The organism is Peribacillus sp. N1 (genome assembly GCF_054600815.1).
Window position 1 is genome coordinate 877594 of sequence record NZ_BAAHZO010000001.1, and the last position, 18386, is coordinate 895979.

Consider the following 18386-nt stretch of genomic DNA (forward strand, 5'->3'; position numbering starts at 1 on the left):
TTTTAGTCCCCCGTTTCAGCCGAGTTTTATTTTCTTGATGTTTTTTTCAAAATTGATGGTAGAGGGAAACGAAAAAAACCATCTTTTTGCTCCTTGAAACGAAATGGAGCAAATGGGGCAAAATAGGGTACACCAAAAGACCTCAGGCTGCTCATATGAAGCCAGATACATAAAGTGAAAAGCAATATGCCATATAAGCCTATGAATGCTGAAATCAACATCATAAAAAATCGAATTCCGCGAGTCACATTGACTAGACTGGTATTCGGCAGTGTAAAACTGCTTATTGCAGAAATGGCTACAATGATAACCACTGCAGCTCCCACAAATCCCGCTTCAACAGCTGCCTGCCCTAGAATAAGTGCTCCTACAATGGATACGGCTGGCCCGATCGCCCTTGGCATTCGAATTCCTGCCTCCCGTAAAATCTCGAAGGCCATTTCCATTACCAGTATTTCGACAATTGCTGGAAATGGGACATTTTCCCTTTGAGCCATTAGACTAACGATTAAAGTTGTAGGGATAAGACCCTGGTGATGAGTAACTAGTGCCAAATAAATAGCGGATGCATACATCGACAGAAAAAAGGCTCCGAATCTTAACATTCTTAAAAAGGAGCCGATATATTGATTTTGATAATAGTCCTCCGGAGATTGAAAAAATTGCGAAAACAACGCTGGGACGATTAAAACAAAAGGAGTTCCTTGAATGATGATGGCGATTCGCCCTTCCAATAAATTCCCAACAACTGCATCAGGTCGTTCCGTATTCAAAAGAAGGGGAAAAATCGTCGATCCTTCATCCCTAATTAATTCCTCAATGTAATTAGATTCAAGTACTCCATCAATATCAATGCCTTGTACGCGTTTTTTGACTTCCTTCACAATACTCTCATCCGCAATTCCCTGAATGTACATGATTCCAATATCCGTTTGAGTGACACTTCCGACTTTCAAGCTTTCTAAGCGTACATCAGGATGTTGAACCCTAGCACGAATTAATGACGTATTGGTTCTTAAATTCTCAGTAAAACTATCTTTTGGTCCTCTAATGACAGTTTGGCTTGTAGGCTCGGTTATCGCACGGGATGGTTGACTTTTCGTACTGGCGATGAATGCTTTTGCACTGCCATTCAACAATACAACCGTATCTCCTGTCAAAACCGCTGATATGAATTCCTGCCAACTTTCTTTAACGGTTAATTGGGATACCGTTAGAATATGGCTAGTTCGTTCTTCTATCTCTGTAAATATTTGTTTATTTTCTTTAAACCAATCTATTAATGGTTCAATTATATTTTCATTAATGATGGTAGCATCAGCCAAACCATCAAGGTGGATTACAGCTGCACTTATCGATTTATCGTGTGGAGATTCAATCATTCGAACAGACAAATCTGAACTGTCCCCAAGCACGTTCTTCAATCTCTTTACATTTTCATTTACCTCGTAGGATAAGGTGCCATTGGTTGTAGATTTTTCTTTAGCTCTTTTAAGAGAACGTCCTATCCTCACTTTTCCGCCCCTTACTGATTAAGAAGTGTGTGTATATGTTCGTTTCACTTATGATTGACTTTATTATTTGTATCTTATATAAATATATGTAATAAAAGGCTAGTGAGAAAAATTTTGATAGCACTTTTCATTGAAAAAAGCCGATGTTCCTTATAAGGGAATCATCGGCTTTAATATTTTGGTGGGAATTATTCACCATCTCTCAAGTCAAAGTAATTTCTTCGCAGACGATTTTCGTCCGTTTCAATAATATTAACGAGCTACTTTATTTCTTACTTTTAGATAAGGCTAGCGGAATGGTTACAAGAGAAACTCCTGCTGCGATCCAAAACAAGCTGGTGTTTCGTTTTTTTTCGCTTCCGCTTTTACTGGGTATACTCGATCCGTATGATTTTCTGGAGGTCGGCCGTTCTATGTCCGCTGTTTCATTCGCTTTATGCAAATGCTGATTCTCTGGTAATTGAGTTGTTCTTTCCAAATCGCTTGTATCTTCTCCCATTCCTTTAAGAAAGGTCATCAGAAAAGTCATAGCTTGTTTGACTTCTTGGTCATTCAAGGAACGCAGCAATGATAGGTAGCTTGGCTTTTCCGGAATTTTATCAGACTCTGCCACACGGGCAATCCCTGAATTGACCTTGAGGATAAGCGGTTCAAGCTGCTGAACATTAAGTGTTCCTAACGTGCCAAGTATGAGAAGCAGATTTTTTAGCGTATTTGCCGTTTCTGGGGTGTCTGCTGTCTTGACAAGAATGTTCAGCACTTTGTCCCCTTCCTTCAACAAGCTGTTAACCATTGATAAAATCCCACGATCCTGCATACCCTTCATGACTTCAAACGTTTCTTTAATCACTTCTTTATTTTCCAAAAGGGTACGCTCGATATCCTCGAGTTCAATTCTTTTTCTTTCTTCATCGCTAATGGAGATTCGATTGATCACTTTTGTCGCTTTAGCCACGGTTCCTCTCCTCCTTTTTGATCTTCAAGAGGTCACCAGGGAATATATAATCTTCGCGAGCCCATTTTTTTTGTACTTGTACACCTATCTGCGGTTTTGGATTACCATTACGATGGTTGATACTCGGCAATGGATTGTCTCCTTTAACCCTGAGCACTTCCATTTTTACTTGAACTTCCTTATAGGCAGGAGTATCAGTATCTTTATCTGAATGGCTGCTTGTCAATTGGTTGATTGCCCCGTCACCTGAATCGTTCATTGGCAGATAAACTTCTTTACCTTTTACACGATCCGTAATCAGGCATTGCACTTTTGCATGTCCATATGGTGAAATAAGCCGAACAAGAGTGCCATCCTCAAGCCCTCTATCTTTTGCCAATTCCCGGGATACCTCAAGGAAGACTTTTGGCGTTTTGGAAGTAATGCCTTTTGTTTTATAGGTCATGTTTCCTTCATGGAAATGTTCCAATAAACGGCCATTATTCACATGGATATCGAACTCATCCCCAAAGTCAATCGGTTTGGTCCATTCGACTGGAAATAACCTTGCTTTTCCATCAGGGAAAGGAAAAGCTTCCGTGAATAACAGTGGCGTATCTTTACCATCTGGCGTCACTGGCCATTGAAGACTGTTATAACCCTCCAAGCGTTCATACCTTACTCCTGTATATAACGGTGATAGTTTAGCGGCTTCTTCCATAATTTCACTTGGATGCTCATAATTCCAGCCGGCTCCTAACGAATTAGCGACATTCATTATGATTTGCCAATCAGGCTTTGAGTCGCCAAGCGGTTCAAAGACTTGATAAAGACGTTGAATACGGCGTTCAGTATTCGTGAAAGTACCTTCTTTTTCAAAGCTTGGGCTTGCGGGAAGGACGACATCCGCGAATTCAGCCGTTCTTGATAAGAAGATATCTTGTACCACAAAGAAGTCCAGTTTTTCAAATGCTTTATGGACATGATTGATATTCGAATCGACCAGACCCATATCTTCACCCTTTAAGTACATTGCTTTGATGGTACCGGCATGTATCCCTTCGACCATTTCATGATTATTCAGGCCAGGGTTTTCTGGTATTTTTGCACCCCAGGTGTTTTCATATTTCAAGCGGACCTTTTCATCTGTTACTTTTTCATAACCTGGCAGGCGATCCGGCATACTGCCAAAATCGCTGGCTCCTTGAACATTATTATGGCCGCGTAATGGGTAAGTACCTGTTCCAGGTTTACCGTAGTTGCCTGTTATTAGCATTAGATTGGAAATTGCAGTACTTGTATCGCTTCCTCCTCCATGCTGGGTAACTCCCATGGCCCAAAGCGTTGCAACACTTTCCGCATCATGAATGGCCTCTGCCAACGTAATTAAATCTTCCTTAGCTATACCTGTTACTTTTTCTGCATATTCCATTGTGTAAGGTTCCAAAGTCTTGATGTATTCTTCCATTCCATTTACACGATTTTTGATGAAGTCTGTATCTGCCCATCCTTTGTCGACGATATATTTAGACACGGCCGACAGCCAAATGATATCCGTTCCCGGAGCAGGCTGGATGAAGAGGTCGGAGCGTTCAGCCATTTCATGCTTTCTGATGTCCGCCACTATCAGCTTCTGTTTACCTAGTTTATGGGAACGTTTGATTCTTGTAGCCAACACGGGGTGTGATTCGGATGTATTGGAGCCTATGATCAATACAAGTTCGGACTTTTCGATATCCTTTATGCCCCCTGTATCTCCGCCATATCCAACCGTTCTGAATAGTCCTAAAGTAGCCGGTGTCTGACAATACCGGGAACAGTTATCCACATTATTGGTGCCAATGATTCCCCTAGCCAGCTTTTGCATTAAATAGGACTCTTCATTGGTGCATTTGGAAGACGTTATGAAAGCCATCGAATCCGGACCGTGAGAATCTTTGATTTCAGTGAATTTACGAGAAATCAATTCAAGGGCTTCTTCCCATTCAGCTTCCCTGAACGCATCCCCTTCCCTAATTAATGGTTTTGTGAGTCTTTCTTCACTATTCACGAAATCCCATCCGAATTTCCCTTTTACACAAGTCGAAATTCCATTTGCAGGTGCCTCCACTTGCGGTTCTATCTTAAGGATTTTACGATCTTTGGTCCAAACGTCAAAGCTGCATCCTACCCCACAGTATGTACAAACCGTTTTTGTCTTCTTGATCCTTGCATCCCTCATGGCGGATTCCATATCTGAAATCGCTAAAATCGAACCATAACCTGTTTCAACATTTTTCGTGATTTCTATCATTGGTCGAAGTGTTTGTTTGGCAATGCCGGTTAAAAATCCGGCTTCCCCCTCCATTCCTTTTTCCATCATTGCATTACACGGACATACAGTTGAACAGTGTCCACATGACACACATGAAGATTCATTGATCGGAACATTATCATCCCAAATGACACGCGGGCGTTTTGCTTCCCAATCAATGGTCAATGTTTCGGTGACCTGTACATCTTGACACGCTTCAACACAACGGCCGCAAAGGATGCATTGATCAGGATCATATCGATAGAATGGATTCGACCGATCCACTTCATATGGTTTTTGATCAAAAGGAACACTTTGATGATTTACCTTCATTTCCTTAACCGTATTGTGTATTTCACAGCCGCCATTATTATAATCGCAAACCGTACAATAAAGCTCATGGTTATACAATATCTTGTCCATCGCCATGACCTGTGCTTCTTTTACATCAGGTGCAACTGTATCAATTACATCACCATCGTTGATCTTGGTGGAACAAGACCTTACAAGTTCTCCATTAACGCTCACTAAGCATGTATCACATGTTTCGATAGGACCTAGGCTAGGATGGTAACAAACATTCGGGACTTCAATGGAGCTATCCGTCAGCATTTGTAATATTGTTTGATTACCTTCAAGACTGGTCTCTGCACCATTGATTTTTATATGCACTTTCTCTGGCAAACTAATCGCTCCCCTCTTACACAACGAAAAAATTCATCATTTTATATTTTCTACCCCCGTACATTTTTTCTCAAACTTGCGAAAGTAAAAAATGGAAGATACCTTTTAACCAATTTCATATCAGCAATGAACAAAGTCGAAGTGAGATATAGTATTCACTCACTTCGACTTTATCGTCATTGGTTAGATTTTGCTTTCAATACAAACGAACTTAAAGGGGCAACGGTTATCTGACTCCCTTTAATCCTTTCTATTTCTTCCAGGCCAGCCCGCTGCCCATCCACTAAAACGGTCCAATTATCTTCGTGGGGAAGAGAAATCGTAATCGCGTCCCAATTTGCATTATGAATCACTGCAATTGTTGAATCTTCAGTTATTAAAGAGAATGCAACCACATTTGGCGGAGCATCAAAGAATTGTAAATGCTTTTCTATTTCTTCGGGTGTGCTTAACCTAAAAACAGAATGATTTTTCCTGAGCGAAATTAGCCCTTTCATATACTCCACTTCCCGATCGAACTCCATTCTTCTTTTCCAATCCAATCGGTTAATCCAATCAGAAGATTGATAGCTATTTTCATCTCCATCCTTCGTGCGCATGAACTCTTGTCCAGCATGTATCATTGGAATCCCCTGTGACAGTAAGACAATTGCCGAAGCTAATTTATGCATCTGTTTCCGTTTTTCTTCCGTCGCATCTGGATTAGTGATGAGAAGCTTATCCCATAGAGTATAATTATCATGTGCTTCAACATAATTGATCACTTGATCTGGTCTTTGATATGTTGCGATATCATCATCATATTTCAAACCACCAGCAATTCCTTTTTTTATAATATCTTCCATTCCTGGTTTTCCATTCACGAAGCCTTTATCATGTTCATTCATTACAAACCCTTTTAAACCATCACGGATCGCATCATTAAAGTGAGCGATTCCAGGCATTTTAAAAGCATTCTTTTGATTTGCTTTCAGCTCTTGGGCCAAGCGGGTATCCATATCCCAGCCTTCACCCAAAACAATGAGGGTCGGATCAATTTCTGCCAGTGCCTTTTTCACTTCATTCATCGTTTCCACATCATGAATCCCCATTAAATCGAAACGGAAACCATCAAGGTTAAATTCCTTCGCCCAATAGGTTACGGATTCAACAATGAATTTGCGCATCATTTTACGTTCAGACGCGGTGTCATTTCCTACACCAGTTCCATTAGATAAGGAGCCATCAGCGTTATAGCGAAAAAAGTAAGTGGGAACGAGTTTATGGAAGTTTGAGTGCTCCACAGAATAAACGTGATTATAGACAACATCCATGATTACTCGTAAACCGTGATCATGTAAACCTTGAATCATTTCCTTTAACTCACGAATCCTGACTTTTGGTTGATACGGATCAGACGAATAAGAGCCCTCGGGAGCGTTATAATTCTGTGGATCATATCCCCAGTTATATTGTGGTTCATTCAATTTCATTTCATTGACTGTGGCAAAGTCGAATATCGGGATAAACTGAACATGGGTAACGCCTAGATCTTTAATATGATCAAGACCCGTTTTCACTCCTTCTGGACCTTTGGTTCCGGCTTCAATCACTCCTAAGAATTTACCTTTATGATGGATTCCGCTTTCAGGATGAATAGATAAATCCCGTGTATGCAATTCATAAATGACTATGTCCTCAGCTTTTTCGAGAGGTGGTTTATCTCGTGTCCACCTTTCAGGGTTCGTATCTGTTATATCTATCACGACTCCTTTAATACCATTAACAGTAACTGCACGAACATATGGATCGACGGCTTCACTCCAGTTTTCTCCCACTCTCACTTTATATGTATAAATCAATCCATCCTGATCACCGTTCAACTCAATCGTCCAGGTACCTTTTTCCGAACGCACCATCGGAATCTCTATTCCATCTGAATCATCCCAATGTTTATAAGTAACTAGCTTAGCTTCAGATGCAAGTGGTGCCCATAACCGGAATGCCGTTTTATCTTTAAGATAGGAATTTCCTAAATCTTTGCCTTCATAGAAATATAGTTCATCCAATTCCGACGGGTTTACTGGATTAATATTTGCAATCGGCAGGGATTCCAACTGATTTTCCGTTTCATTACCCGTAGGTTTTCGATTATTTTTATTTTCCTCTTCAAAATAAGAAAGTGAATCTTTAATAGGTCATTCCTCCATTGAAATTCCCATTTTAGAACAGGAATTATTAATTTTTATAATCATGAGCGAATTTTCCCTTATGTTATGATTCCACAGGCATTACCCATCAAAACATTCGATCGGCAAATTATGTCGAAAATTCAGAAATCTATATTTTGAGCGAAAGCTGTAGGTCATTTAGCTGAACCTTACCTATCTTTTTATGAAAACGAAGCCAAAAAAGATAAAAAAATGCCTCCATAACAGTTTTACGGTCTTGGAGGCATTTCTAGTACTCTTTATGGTGTTTTAATAATTTTCACAGAGTTATCTTCAACAATTGCAGTGAAGTTCTTAATTTCAGGTTGCTCAAAGATAAAGTCAGTGATGCCGTCTTCGAGCTGTTCTTGTAGAACACGGCGAAGCGGTCTCGCTCCGAAAGTTGGGTGATATCCGAGTTCAATTAGCCTTTGTTTCGCTTCATTAGTTACATCTAACGATAAACCATTTGCAGCAAGTGTTTCGTCAAGCTCGTGAATCATGATATCAACGATTTGCAGAAGATCTTCTTTCTTCAAAGCCGAGAATTCAATGATGCTATCGAATCGGTTCAGGAATTCCGGTTTGAAGAAGCTGCCTAAAGATTGTAGGATTGATGCTTCCTCCACAGCTGAACTTGTACCGAATCCCATTACTTTTTGTTTCTCACCGACTCCAGCATTACTCGTCATGATGATCACGGTATCTTTAAAAGTAACGGTCCGTCCTTGACTGTCGGTTAAGCGGCCATCTTCCATGATTTGCAGGAACATATGCATTACATCCGGATGTGCCTTTTCGATTTCATCCAATAAGATGATGCTGTAAGGCTTGCGGCGAACTTTTTCCGTCAATTGTCCAGCTTCCTCATGTCCTACATATCCAGGAGGAGAACCAATTAATTTAGAAACACTGTGTTTCTCCATGAATTCACTCATGTCAAGACGAATCATCGCTTCCTTGTCCCCGAATAACTCCTCAGCAAGAGTTTTTGCCAATTCGGTTTTACCTACTCCTGTCGGACCAACGAAAAGGAAAGAACCGGTAGGACGGTTTTTTGATTTTAACCCGGCACGACTTCTTCGAACGGCCTTGGAAACCTTTTTGACAGCCTCCTCCTGCCCGATTACTTTTTTCATAAGCTCCGCTTGGAGGTGAACCATCCTTTCTTGCTCATCTTCTTGGAGCTTACCTACAGGTATACCAGTCTTTTGTTCGATGATGTTTTGAATGTCTTCAACAGTAACGGTTGGCTTAATTGCATCTTCCCCAGCCTGCAATGACTTTTCCAGTTTTTCTTCTTCATCACGAAGAATAGCAGCTTTTTCATATGCTTCTTCTTTTAAGGCCATTTCTTTTTCTTTATAGATTTGAGCCAAACGTTCTTTCATGTTTTCTACTTGGCCGTCTTCGATGGTCAAGTTCAATTTTGAACCAGCTTCATCCATTAAGTCTATTGCCTTATCAGGCAGGAAGCGGTCTTGAATGTAGCGGTTCGAAAGTTCAACAGCCGCTTTAAGGGCTTCCTCACTATATGTCACACCATGATAAGATTCGTAACTATCCTTTAATCCCCTTAAGATGACAAGTGCCTCAGCCGTTGTCGGCTCATTAACGTGTACAGGCTGGAAGCGCCTTTCAAGGGCACCATCTTTTTCAATTTTCCTATATTCTGATAAAGTGGTTGCTCCGACAAGCTGAAGTTCGCCGCGTGCAAGTGCAGGCTTCAGGATATTTCCTGCATCCATTGATCCTTCTGCCGAACCAGCTCCCACAAGTTGATGAATTTCATCGATGAATAGTATGACATTTTTTCTTTCCTGTAATTCGCTGATCAATTGCTTCATACGTTCTTCGAATTGCCCTCTAATTCCAGTATTCGACACAAGGGACGCTACATCAAGCATATATACAAGCTTATTACGTAATTTAACTGGCACTGAACCTTCAACAATCGCTAAAGCAAGACCTTCAGCAATGGCTGTTTTACCGACACCAGGTTCACCGATTAAAACTGGATTATTTTTATTGCGTCTATTTAAAACTTCAATGACGCGTTTAATTTCTTCACTTCGTCCGATAACCGGATCTATAAGTCCTGCTTTAGCAGCATCGGTCAAATTTCGGCCATACTCCTCAAGCAATCCTCCGTCATCGCCATGTTCAGCTGAATCCGGTTTTGGTACACCATTATAATTAAATGGATTGAATGAATTTGGAGTTCCGTTAAATTGGAATTTCCCTATATCCATCCCGCCCATAGCTGCTCCAAGTTTGTTTCGCTCTTCTTTATAACAAGTGGAGCACAGTTTCACATCATGCTCCTGACCATTCATATTTAGGTGAACTTGAATATTAGCTTGGTTTACATGGCATTTTTCACAAAGCATGTGGTACTCCTCCTTTAAAAAATGAATTTAAAAAACTTTGACCTTCTTTGACTTTCTGACTTTATTATACATTGACCTTCTTTGACTTTCAATAATTTTGTTTGGGAATTTTTTTGATAAAAAAGAAATTACCTTGAATTGGTTTGCTAAGCATATTAAACTATCGATTTTCAGTCAAATAAAAAGATTCTATGTATGCCCCTTAGAATATTCAGTTAGTATTGATTACCCACTTCAGGACTCACCATAACCTTAAACTATTAACAAAACGCCAATTCTCTTGTCCATGTGCCTCATTCACTCTTATTTTTTAAAACAAAAAAAGACTTTATTAAGTCTCTTTAAGGTTAGTACAATTTTTAAATGTTGGATTTCCACTCCAGGTACTCGCTTTCCGCGGGCGGTCGGGGAGCCTCCTCGGCGTCTTCGCACCTGTGGGGTCTCCCCTTGACGCGCTTTTCCCGCAGGAGTCTCGCACCTTCCGTTCCAATCATCTTTGTTTTAATTTTAAGATAGAACACTTTTGCCTACAGTCTTTTTTGTTTTAAGTAGTATTAATACTTGAGGTGATATCGATACTTTCTTAAAAGTCCCCTCGTTGTTCAACCCATGCCATGCTTTCCTTTCCGCTATAGCAGCTTCAATTCCAATAAAAAATCAAAAAGGTTTCGGAATGAAACCTTCCGAAACCTTTTTGTCTACAAATTGAAAGAGACTTCATTAAGTCTCTTAGCTTTTATATATTAAGATTGATTTTCTTCTATTATATACGTTTCGCACCAATATACTTTGGCTTCCAATAGGTATTATTGGTTTTAGCGTATGACACTCCTTTAGATGATGAAGAGTGAATGAATTCATTGTTTCCTATGTATATAGCCACATGTGTAGGTTTTTTCGCTTTATTTGGTGCAAAAAACATTAAGTCACCTTTTTGCAGGCTTTTAACTTTCTTACCTTTTTTATATATGTCAGCAGCAGTTCTTGGTAAATTCTTACCAGCTTTTTGATATGAATACTTCACTAAACCGGAACAATCAAAACCTGAAGAAGAAATGCCACCCATTTTATATTTAGTACCCAATTCACTTTTAGCCACTTTAATCGCTTTTGTATGATATGAAGCAGCTTCCACTTGGTCTCCAGCAAAGGATGCGGTTACAAGTGTAATAGCCAATGACAATCCGACGACAATTTTCTTAAACAAATTATTTTACCCCCTGATGTGATTTGCTAAACCTAATATACTAGAAAAGGTATATCACTCGCATCACAGGATCTTTACAAATATGTTACATTTAGTAGATTTAGGAAGAATGACCATATAAAACATAGAAATAAGTCGAATCAAGTGTCCATTCAACTTATTGAAAAGCACCTTTAATAAAACTATCTTTTTCTTCAAAAAAACAGCGGTAAAAAACCACTATTAAAATTCTTTTGAGAAAAATGGAAGAAATAATTTCACCCCACGTTTATTAAAAGGTAAACATTTCAAATCTGCAATTAAATGACTTATGTATCCTAATGAACAAGTGGCGAAAATTCCGTCAATCCCCAAAAAGGCTTCGAATTGAAAGGCAATGATACCAAAGAAAGCGATACCGGCAATCGAATGGGTATAACTTCTATGTGGTGTAAAGGATGCCAGGATAATATAGACGCCTAACATCCATAACCAGCTTTCCTGCAAAGATAAACCGCCACCTAAAACCGCTAATCCAGACAGGGTCAGCATATGCCTTTGTCTAATGAATGATGAAATAATGATGATTCCGATTCCTGCTCCTACACCGATCCACTTTTCCGTATTTGTGCCTTCCAATAGACTATAAATGATCATTAATATCCCAATCGTTTGTGCTATCGTTCGGATAAACTTATGTGAAAAAGTAATCCTATTACTTAACTTCCCATCAATATCCATATCGGGCATAAGACCAGAAACACCCCCAATGCCAACCAAGAATAAAGTGGTGGTCGGATCTGTTTGAAGTGTGTTTGCCGTCAAGAATCCAACTGTGGCCCCTATAGCCATGTGTGCTGTACCGTTCACTGTCTCTCTCCTGTCCCTCAAAGAAGTAATTTGTTCCCAAGAAACGAATGTTTGTTCGAATCCCTACATTCTAACTATACAATATTTTGGGGGAAATTTCTTTAATTCTTGTAAAAAAGCCAGGATAACCAATAATTGGAGCAAAAAAATACTCTTAGTTATACATTAAAAACAATTCTTCTAAATTTCTATAATTGCTTTGTTTAGGTAATTTCCACACTTTAAATCCGCAAAATATTTTTCTCTAAATTGACGTTTTTCATGAAATTTTATCCATCATATGAATATACTAATCTATAAGGGGAGTGATTCAGATAGCTTTTTTAAATGCCTTCAATAATTTTAAAAAAGGGAAAAAGTCTAAGAAAATAAAGAACATGGATTTTCGGGAACAGCATGTAAATAAATCGTCTGAGCTCATTGGGAACAATGAAATTGTCCAGAATATAATTAACAATCACCTTTCCAAAAAAAATAACCACTTGTAGGGTGGTTTTTTTAATTATTATGGGAAATGGTTTCATTCTTTTCCAACTTCTCGCTCGCTTCGTAAATATAGTTATATTGTAAATAGTAATCGTAAATGACGTTTTGCAGGATTTTAAGCAGGGATTTATCGAATGTATCGAATTCAGTTTGATAACTATTTAAGACAGTGACGAATTTACCTTCCATGTTTTCGAAATAAAAGAGAAGGAAATTCTTGTAATATTCACTATCGCTGTTGCTTTTATTCGTAATGCACGGATCGCCGGTGTGAATGGACTTATCAAGCATCGCTTTGATGGATTTAGGCAGCTTTGCTTTTTTGAACTGGTTCAGGGTATAGATATCATAGGTAAAGGAAAGTCCTAATTGATTGGAATAAAAATCCACGGCACAGTCCAATGTATAGATTAATGGTGTTTTAAAATCCTTGCTGTTGGCAATTTCCTCTGATATCTCCAATTGAAATTCCTCGGATGTTAAATACGCAGCGAATTTCATCTTTGAACTGCTCATGCTGAATACTTCATAAACGGCTGCATCTTGTTTTTCAATTTCAATTTCGATATTAAAAAATTTAAAGTGTTTTAAACGGTAAAAAGCAATCGGTGCCAATAGGAAAAGCAATATCCAAACTAGGTAAAGAAATAACGTGTTAAAGATGATTTGATAAAATTCAGACGTTACGATCGGTTCGATGATTAACGATATCAATGTATGTTCAAAGCCCTGAGAAACAGGTGGCGCAGGTACAACGGTTTCCTCTGGCTTTTTCAAAGTTTGGATACCTAAATGAGCCATCGCAACTAGTGTATAAACAAAAATTAAAATTGTTCCAATCACATAAAATTTTGGCATGAATCCAATAATCCTGTCGAAAACAGAAACCCGTTTATCTTTCTGCTCCTCTATAGCCAATGTGGTTGCTCCTTTTAAGATTATTAATATCAGGAAAAGTCTACAGGGACTTAAAAACTTCCTGGTGACTGCCTATTAAATTTATATGTTTGCTATTATGTTAAAATACGTAAAATTCGTTTAATCATTGACATATTCCAATTTACTTTCGACGTTTTCATTAAAATTAATAATATTTCGCCGTTAAAAATGCCCAACCTCTTCATTGAAAATGAAAGGTTGAGCAAATGTTTAGGGTTTTATTTAGGAATGCCCTTTATCGCAAATTCTTCGACCTTCCTTAAAAACAACTCCATGGCTTTTGATGCTTCGAAGTCCAACTTTTTCACGATCGAAAAAGGTCTTATAATGGGTTCATTTTTCAAATGAAAGGTTTTCAATTCATTGGACTTCAATTCTTTTTGTACAGTCAATCGGGATAGAAGGGCAATGCCAAGCCCAGCCATCACCGCTTCTTTCACTCCTTGAATACTGGTGAAAATAAAGGTTTTCTTTATGTTTAGCTCCAGACTGCTTAGAAGTTTATCGGAATATGTACGGGTCCCCGATCCTTGCTCCCTAAGTACCCATGTTTGGTTTTGGAGCATATTGCCCTCGATGAGATCCATTTGTGAAAGTGGATGATCCGGGGGAACGACAACGATCATCTCGTCATTCATGAATGGCCTGACATCTATATCTTTATAATCCGTTTCACCTTCAATCAAGCCTATATCAAGCTTATTCGAACGTATTCCTTGAATGACATCATTTGAATTCGAGATGATGATTTGTATGTCCACCATCGGATATTGAGCCGCAAATTCTGCTAATACTTTTGGAAGGTAATATTCCCCTATCGTGAAGCTTGCTCCTATTTTCATCGTTCCGCTAACCACGTTATTAAATTCATTTATTTCTCTTTTTGCTGTCTCATAATGATTAAGCATTTGCTTTGCATGTCTATACAAAATTTTTCCCGGCTCTGTTATTTGAACTTGTTTGGGAGAACGATAAATTAATTTTGTTCCTAACTCATTTTCCAGATTCCTTATGTGAAGACTGACTCCTGGCTGCGACAGGTTCAGAATGTCCCCTGCCCTTGAAAAGTTTTTCTGTTCGATTACGGTTACGAATACTTTTAATGGATCCATGGTTACCTCCCTATTTACCTATGCCTTTCATTTTATCATAAGTAGAAGTAATCATTGAAATAGCAAAAATATATTTCACTTATTTTTAATTTAGCTTTAAAGTTAAGCCATCAACATAGATGGAGTGATCACACTGGAACAAACAAACGTTGAAACTAAAAAACTCGGTTTTACAAAAGGGATAGCATTGACTTTGCTAATTGCCCTTGCAGCAAAATACTTAGCAGAGCTTCCATTCCTTCATATAATGGGACAGTTAGTCATTGCGATACTGATTGGTGTTGTTTGGAAATCACTGATTGGCGTCCCAGCCTACGCCATTGCAGGGACAAATTATTCAAGTAAAGTCCTTTTGAGAGTGGGCATTATCTTATTGGGCATGCGCTTGAACCTAAAGGATATTTTTAATGCCGGTCCGAAAACATTTGCAGTTGGTGCCATTAGTCTGGTATTTGCTATATTAGTAGTTTATGGAATGACCCGCATATTTAAAGTCGAGAAAAAGCTAGGCATATTGACAGCTTGCGGAACGGGTATTTGCGGAGCTGCTGCCATCCTGGCAATTTCCTCCCAAATAAAAGCAAAGGAAAGAGATACAGCAATAGCTGTAGCGACGGTTGCTGTTTTAGGCACAACCTTCACTTTCGGATATACGATCCTATATCCATTATTGGAGTTATCCGATCAAGGATATGGTATTTTTTCAGGTGCGACACTTCATGAAATTGCTCATGTCATCGCTGCTGCAGCACCAGGGGGAAATGAGGCAGTCGACTTGGCAGTGGTGGTCAAATTGACAAGGGTGGCCCTGCTCATTCCCGTCGCCATTTTGATTGGGTTCATCATGAATTGGAAAGACCGATCAACAGTTACCGAAAAGAAATTTTCCTGGAAGTCCATTCAGATACCGTGGTTCATTTTTGGATTTTTATTAATGAGTGCCATTTACTCTACTGGTGCAGTTCCCGAACCTTTAGCTGATAAACTTGTTATGCTTTCCTATATCCTCATGGCTATGGCCATGGCAGGACTAGGATTGAATATTGACCTTGTAACTTTTAGAAAATATGGCGGTAAACCTTTTTTAGCTGGACTGATCGGCTCTATCTTATTGACATGCCTCGGGTATGTATTGGTGCAGGCATTCCATTTAAATTAACTTTTCAAAAAAACAAGCATCCCTTAATCGGCATGCTTGTTTTTTACTATTGGATGCGGAACATTGGCACCATAAAAAATTTCATCCATCTCCGTTTGAAGTCTTTCTATAATTTCTTGCCTTTCCTCTTTATTCAGCTTTTCCTCTGTATAACCGAATAAGTAATTATTAATATCGAACCTTTTCAGCTTACATTTTGTATGGAATATATTTTCCTGGTATACATTCACATCAATCATGTCATATAAACCCTTTACTTCATCAGGAATATAGTTTTGAATGGAATTAATATCATGGTCAATGAACAATTTTTGCCCATCTTTATCTCGTGTAAAGCCCCTCACTCGGTAATCGATCGTGATAATGTCGGTATCGAAGGAATGAATGAGATAATTAAGGGCTTTAAGTGGTGATATTTCCCCACAAGTAGAGACATCGATATCGGCTCTGAATGTGCTAATGCCTTCATTTGGATGGTATTCAGGGTATGTATGTACGGTAATATGGCTTTTATCCAGTTGCATGACCACATTATCAGGTAAAGGCCCTGGTGATTCCTCATAAGTCCCCATAGGTACCTCGACGACAGGACCTTCTGAAACAAGAATGGTTACACTGGCGCCTTGAGGGACATAATCCTGTTTGGCCGTATTTAAAACATGTGCCCCTATTAAATCAGAAACGTTGTGCAAGATCTTCGAAAGCCGCTCTGCATTATATTGTTCATCGATATAATCCAGGTATGCCTCCCTCTCTTCCCTGGTTTTTGTGTAACAAATATCATACATATTAAAGCTTAAAGATTTCGTAAGATTATTAAAGCCATGAAGTTCAATACGCTGCTCTGGTGTAAGTTTCATGATTGATTCCCCTTATATTTTTTTAGGACTATCCTTATAGTTACCCTTTTTCTGAAATAAAAAACTAAGTCTGCGAGCCTAAGCTTCTGCCTTTTTATCGATAAGCCAAGAAAAAGCCATTGCATTAACATGCAACGGCTTTTTTATTATCCTGATTTGTTCTATGCAGTATGAATTTTTTTCTTTTTTATCGGTGAAAGAATTCGTTCCAGCCATCCGAGTACAAGATCTGAAAGAATGGCCATCAATGCCGTCGGGATTGCTCCTGCAAGTATGATTGCCGTTCCATTTGAGGCATTCGTTCCCCTGACAATGATATCCCCCAGTCCGCCTGCCCCTACGAATGTACCGACAGCAGTTACTCCAATTGCAACGACAAGCGCTGTACGTAAGCCAGCCATGATGACAGACAGAGATAATGGCAGTTCGACCATTCTAAGTAACTGCAGCTTCGTCATCCCCATTGCCTTTCCAGATTCCAAATAAGCATGATCTATACTTGTAATACCGACATAAGTGTTCCTCAGGATCGGCAGTAAGGAATATAAAAACAATGATAAGATTACTGTGTTTGTTCCTAACCCCATTACTAGCATCAAGAGTGCGAGCATAGCCAATGCTGGTGTGGTTTGTATGACATTCGTTATCGAAAATACCCAATTACTCAATTTCTTATGTTTTGCAATGAAAATGCCTATCGGGATGGCTACAATTGCTGCAAATAAAACCCCATAAGCTGACATTAAAAAATGGCGATAAAATTCAGTAAGTACATACATCCAATTCTGTGTATAATAAGTTCCCAGCTGTTGCAAGGTTTCCATAAGTTTGCACCTCCCATTTATTCAAAATATTTATGTGCTTTAAGGAATTCTGAAGCTACGACCGATGGCTCCTTCAAGTTCCCATCAACTTCATAGTTCAGTTCCTGCATGGTTTCAGTAGTGATTTCGCCAATTAACTTATTAAGTTCATCTTCAATTTCAGGATATCGCTCCAATAATTCTTCGGTAACGACCGGTGAACAGTCATATGGTGGAAAATATTTTTTATCATCTTCTAAAAGCTTCAAATCATTAACCTTAATCCGTCCATCTGATGAGTATGCAAGAACAATATCCATCTGTCCATTTTTGACTGCATCGTATACCAGGCCAATCTGCATCGGATAAGTTTCTCCAAATTCCAATCCATATGTATCGACGAACCCTCTATAACCATCCCCTTTTCTTTTCAGCCAAGCACTATCTACACCTAACCTTAAATTATCTGCATCCTTTTCTAGGTCAGATATTTTCTGATACCCTTTTTCCTCAGCCAATTCATTTGAAATCGTAAAGGCATACGTGTTATCGAACCCATAGGAATCAAAAAATTTGAACCCATATTGTTCTTTGAATTCCCTTTGAACAATTTCCAACGCCTTTACTGGATCCTTTTCGATTTCCTGTCCCAGGACACTCGTTAAATCCGTCCCTGTATATCGAGTTGCTGCTATGTCTATATCACCGGTCTCCATCGCTTTTTGCTGAACGAAATTGGAACCTAGATTTTTGATGATTTTCGTATCAAGTTCCGTATTCCTTTCAAGGAGTTGAGCAATCATGTTCGCAAGTATTTCGGATTCGGTCATGCTTTGGGCACCGATCTTTACAGTAGTTTCAGAAGATGACCCTAAACCAGGCAAAGAACAGCCGGTGATCATTAATGAACAAACTAAAAGGGCCATTAAAATTGTACGTCTCATTTTTTTATACATGGTAATCCTCC

At 39.0% G+C, this 18386-nt stretch carries 11 protein-coding genes and 2 pseudogenes; 1 reads left to right on the forward strand and 12 read right to left on the reverse strand.

Going from position 1 to position 18386, the window contains the following annotated elements; translation table 11 throughout:
* Positions 1-26: 26 nt before the first annotated feature.
* The 9 genes and pseudogenes from ACYP5M_RS04150 to ACYP5M_RS04190 all read right to left on the reverse strand — a co-directional run bounded on the left by ACYP5M_RS04150 (position 27) and on the right by ACYP5M_RS04190 (position 14597).
* A complete protein-coding gene (locus ACYP5M_RS04150; RefSeq protein WP_459734693.1) occupies positions 27-1514 on the reverse strand; it encodes a spore germination protein in 1488 nt (495 codons plus the stop codon).
* A 433-nt stretch (positions 1515-1947) separates the two neighbouring features.
* Positions 1948-2469: pseudogene (locus ACYP5M_RS04155) on the reverse strand (helical membrane plugin domain-containing protein); the annotation flags it as partial.
* Complete coding sequence (gene fdhF / locus ACYP5M_RS04160) at positions 2462-5425, reverse strand: formate dehydrogenase subunit alpha (protein WP_459734694.1); 2964 nt, start codon at positions 5423-5425, stop codon at positions 2462-2464. The gene fdhF and the pseudogene ACYP5M_RS04155, both read right to left, overlap by 8 nt.
* Positions 5426-5601: 176 nt before the next feature.
* Positions 5602-7488 (reverse strand): annotated as a pseudogene (pulA, locus tag ACYP5M_RS04165) (type I pullulanase); the annotation flags it as partial.
* Positions 7489-7874: 386 nt separating this feature from the next.
* Positions 7875-10004 (reverse strand): ATP-dependent Clp protease ATP-binding subunit, encoded by a 2130-nt coding sequence (locus ACYP5M_RS04170; protein ID WP_459734695.1) that lies wholly within the window; start codon positions 10002-10004, stop codon positions 7875-7877.
* Positions 10005-10767: 763 nt separating this feature from the next.
* Positions 10768-11211, reverse strand: coding sequence for a C40 family peptidase (locus tag ACYP5M_RS04175; protein ID WP_230175920.1), 444 nt, complete (start codon positions 11209-11211; stop codon positions 10768-10770).
* A 222-nt stretch (positions 11212-11433) separates the two neighbouring features.
* Positions 11434-12060 (reverse strand): metal-dependent hydrolase, encoded by a 627-nt coding sequence (locus ACYP5M_RS04180; RefSeq protein ID WP_459734696.1) that lies wholly within the window; start codon positions 12058-12060, stop codon positions 11434-11436.
* Positions 12061-12558: 498 nt separating this feature from the next.
* Positions 12559-13464, reverse strand: coding sequence for a hypothetical protein (locus ACYP5M_RS04185; RefSeq protein WP_459734697.1), 906 nt, complete (start codon positions 13462-13464; stop codon positions 12559-12561).
* Positions 13465-13703: 239 nt separating this feature from the next.
* Complete coding sequence (locus ACYP5M_RS04190) at positions 13704-14597, reverse strand: selenium metabolism-associated LysR family transcriptional regulator (RefSeq protein WP_434166993.1); 894 nt, start codon at positions 14595-14597, stop codon at positions 13704-13706.
* Positions 14598-14730: 133 nt separating this feature from the next.
* Here ACYP5M_RS04190 and ACYP5M_RS04195 point away from each other — a divergent pair, with 133 nt between their 5' ends.
* Positions 14731-15756, forward strand: a complete 1026-nt coding sequence (locus tag ACYP5M_RS04195; protein WP_459734898.1) for a YeiH family protein — start codon at positions 14731-14733, stop codon at positions 15754-15756.
* A gap of 23 nt (positions 15757-15779) precedes the next feature.
* Here the strand turns inward: ACYP5M_RS04195 and speD are convergent, their stop codons facing one another.
* The 3 genes from speD to ACYP5M_RS04210 all read right to left on the reverse strand — a co-directional run bounded on the left by speD (position 15780) and on the right by ACYP5M_RS04210 (position 18375).
* On the reverse strand, positions 15780-16616 hold the full coding sequence (gene speD, locus ACYP5M_RS04200) for an adenosylmethionine decarboxylase (protein ID WP_260357721.1): 837 nt from the start codon (positions 16614-16616) through the stop codon (positions 15780-15782).
* A 161-nt stretch (positions 16617-16777) separates the two neighbouring features.
* The gene (locus ACYP5M_RS04205) at positions 16778-17440 is read right to left on the reverse strand and encodes an ABC transporter permease (RefSeq protein ID WP_434166994.1); all 663 of its coding nucleotides are present in this window, start codon (positions 17438-17440) and stop codon (positions 16778-16780) included.
* Positions 17441-17457: 17 nt separating this feature from the next.
* A complete protein-coding gene (locus tag ACYP5M_RS04210; protein WP_286141459.1) occupies positions 17458-18375 on the reverse strand; it encodes an osmoprotectant ABC transporter substrate-binding protein in 918 nt (305 codons plus the stop codon).
* Positions 18376-18386: the final 11 nt, after the last annotated feature.

What these genes read in the sequence shown, in the direction of transcription:
- ACYP5M_RS04190 (WP_434166993.1), bottom strand. Translation starts at nt 14,597, where the DNA reads ATGGATCCATTAAAAGTATTCGTAACCGTAATCGAACAGAAAAACTTT.
- speD (WP_260357721.1), bottom strand. Translation starts at nt 16,616, where the DNA reads ATGAAACTTACACCAGAGCAGCGTATTGAACTTCATGGCTTTAATAAT.
- ACYP5M_RS04205 (WP_434166994.1), bottom strand. Translation starts at nt 17,440, where the DNA reads ATGGAAACCTTGCAACAGCTGGGAACTTATTATACACAGAATTGGATG.
- ACYP5M_RS04170 (WP_459734695.1), bottom strand. Translation starts at nt 10,004, where the DNA reads ATGCTTTGTGAAAAATGCCATGTAAACCAAGCTAATATTCAAGTTCAC.
- ACYP5M_RS04210 (WP_286141459.1), bottom strand. Translation starts at nt 18,375, where the DNA reads ATGTATAAAAAAATGAGACGTACAATTTTAATGGCCCTTTTAGTTTGT.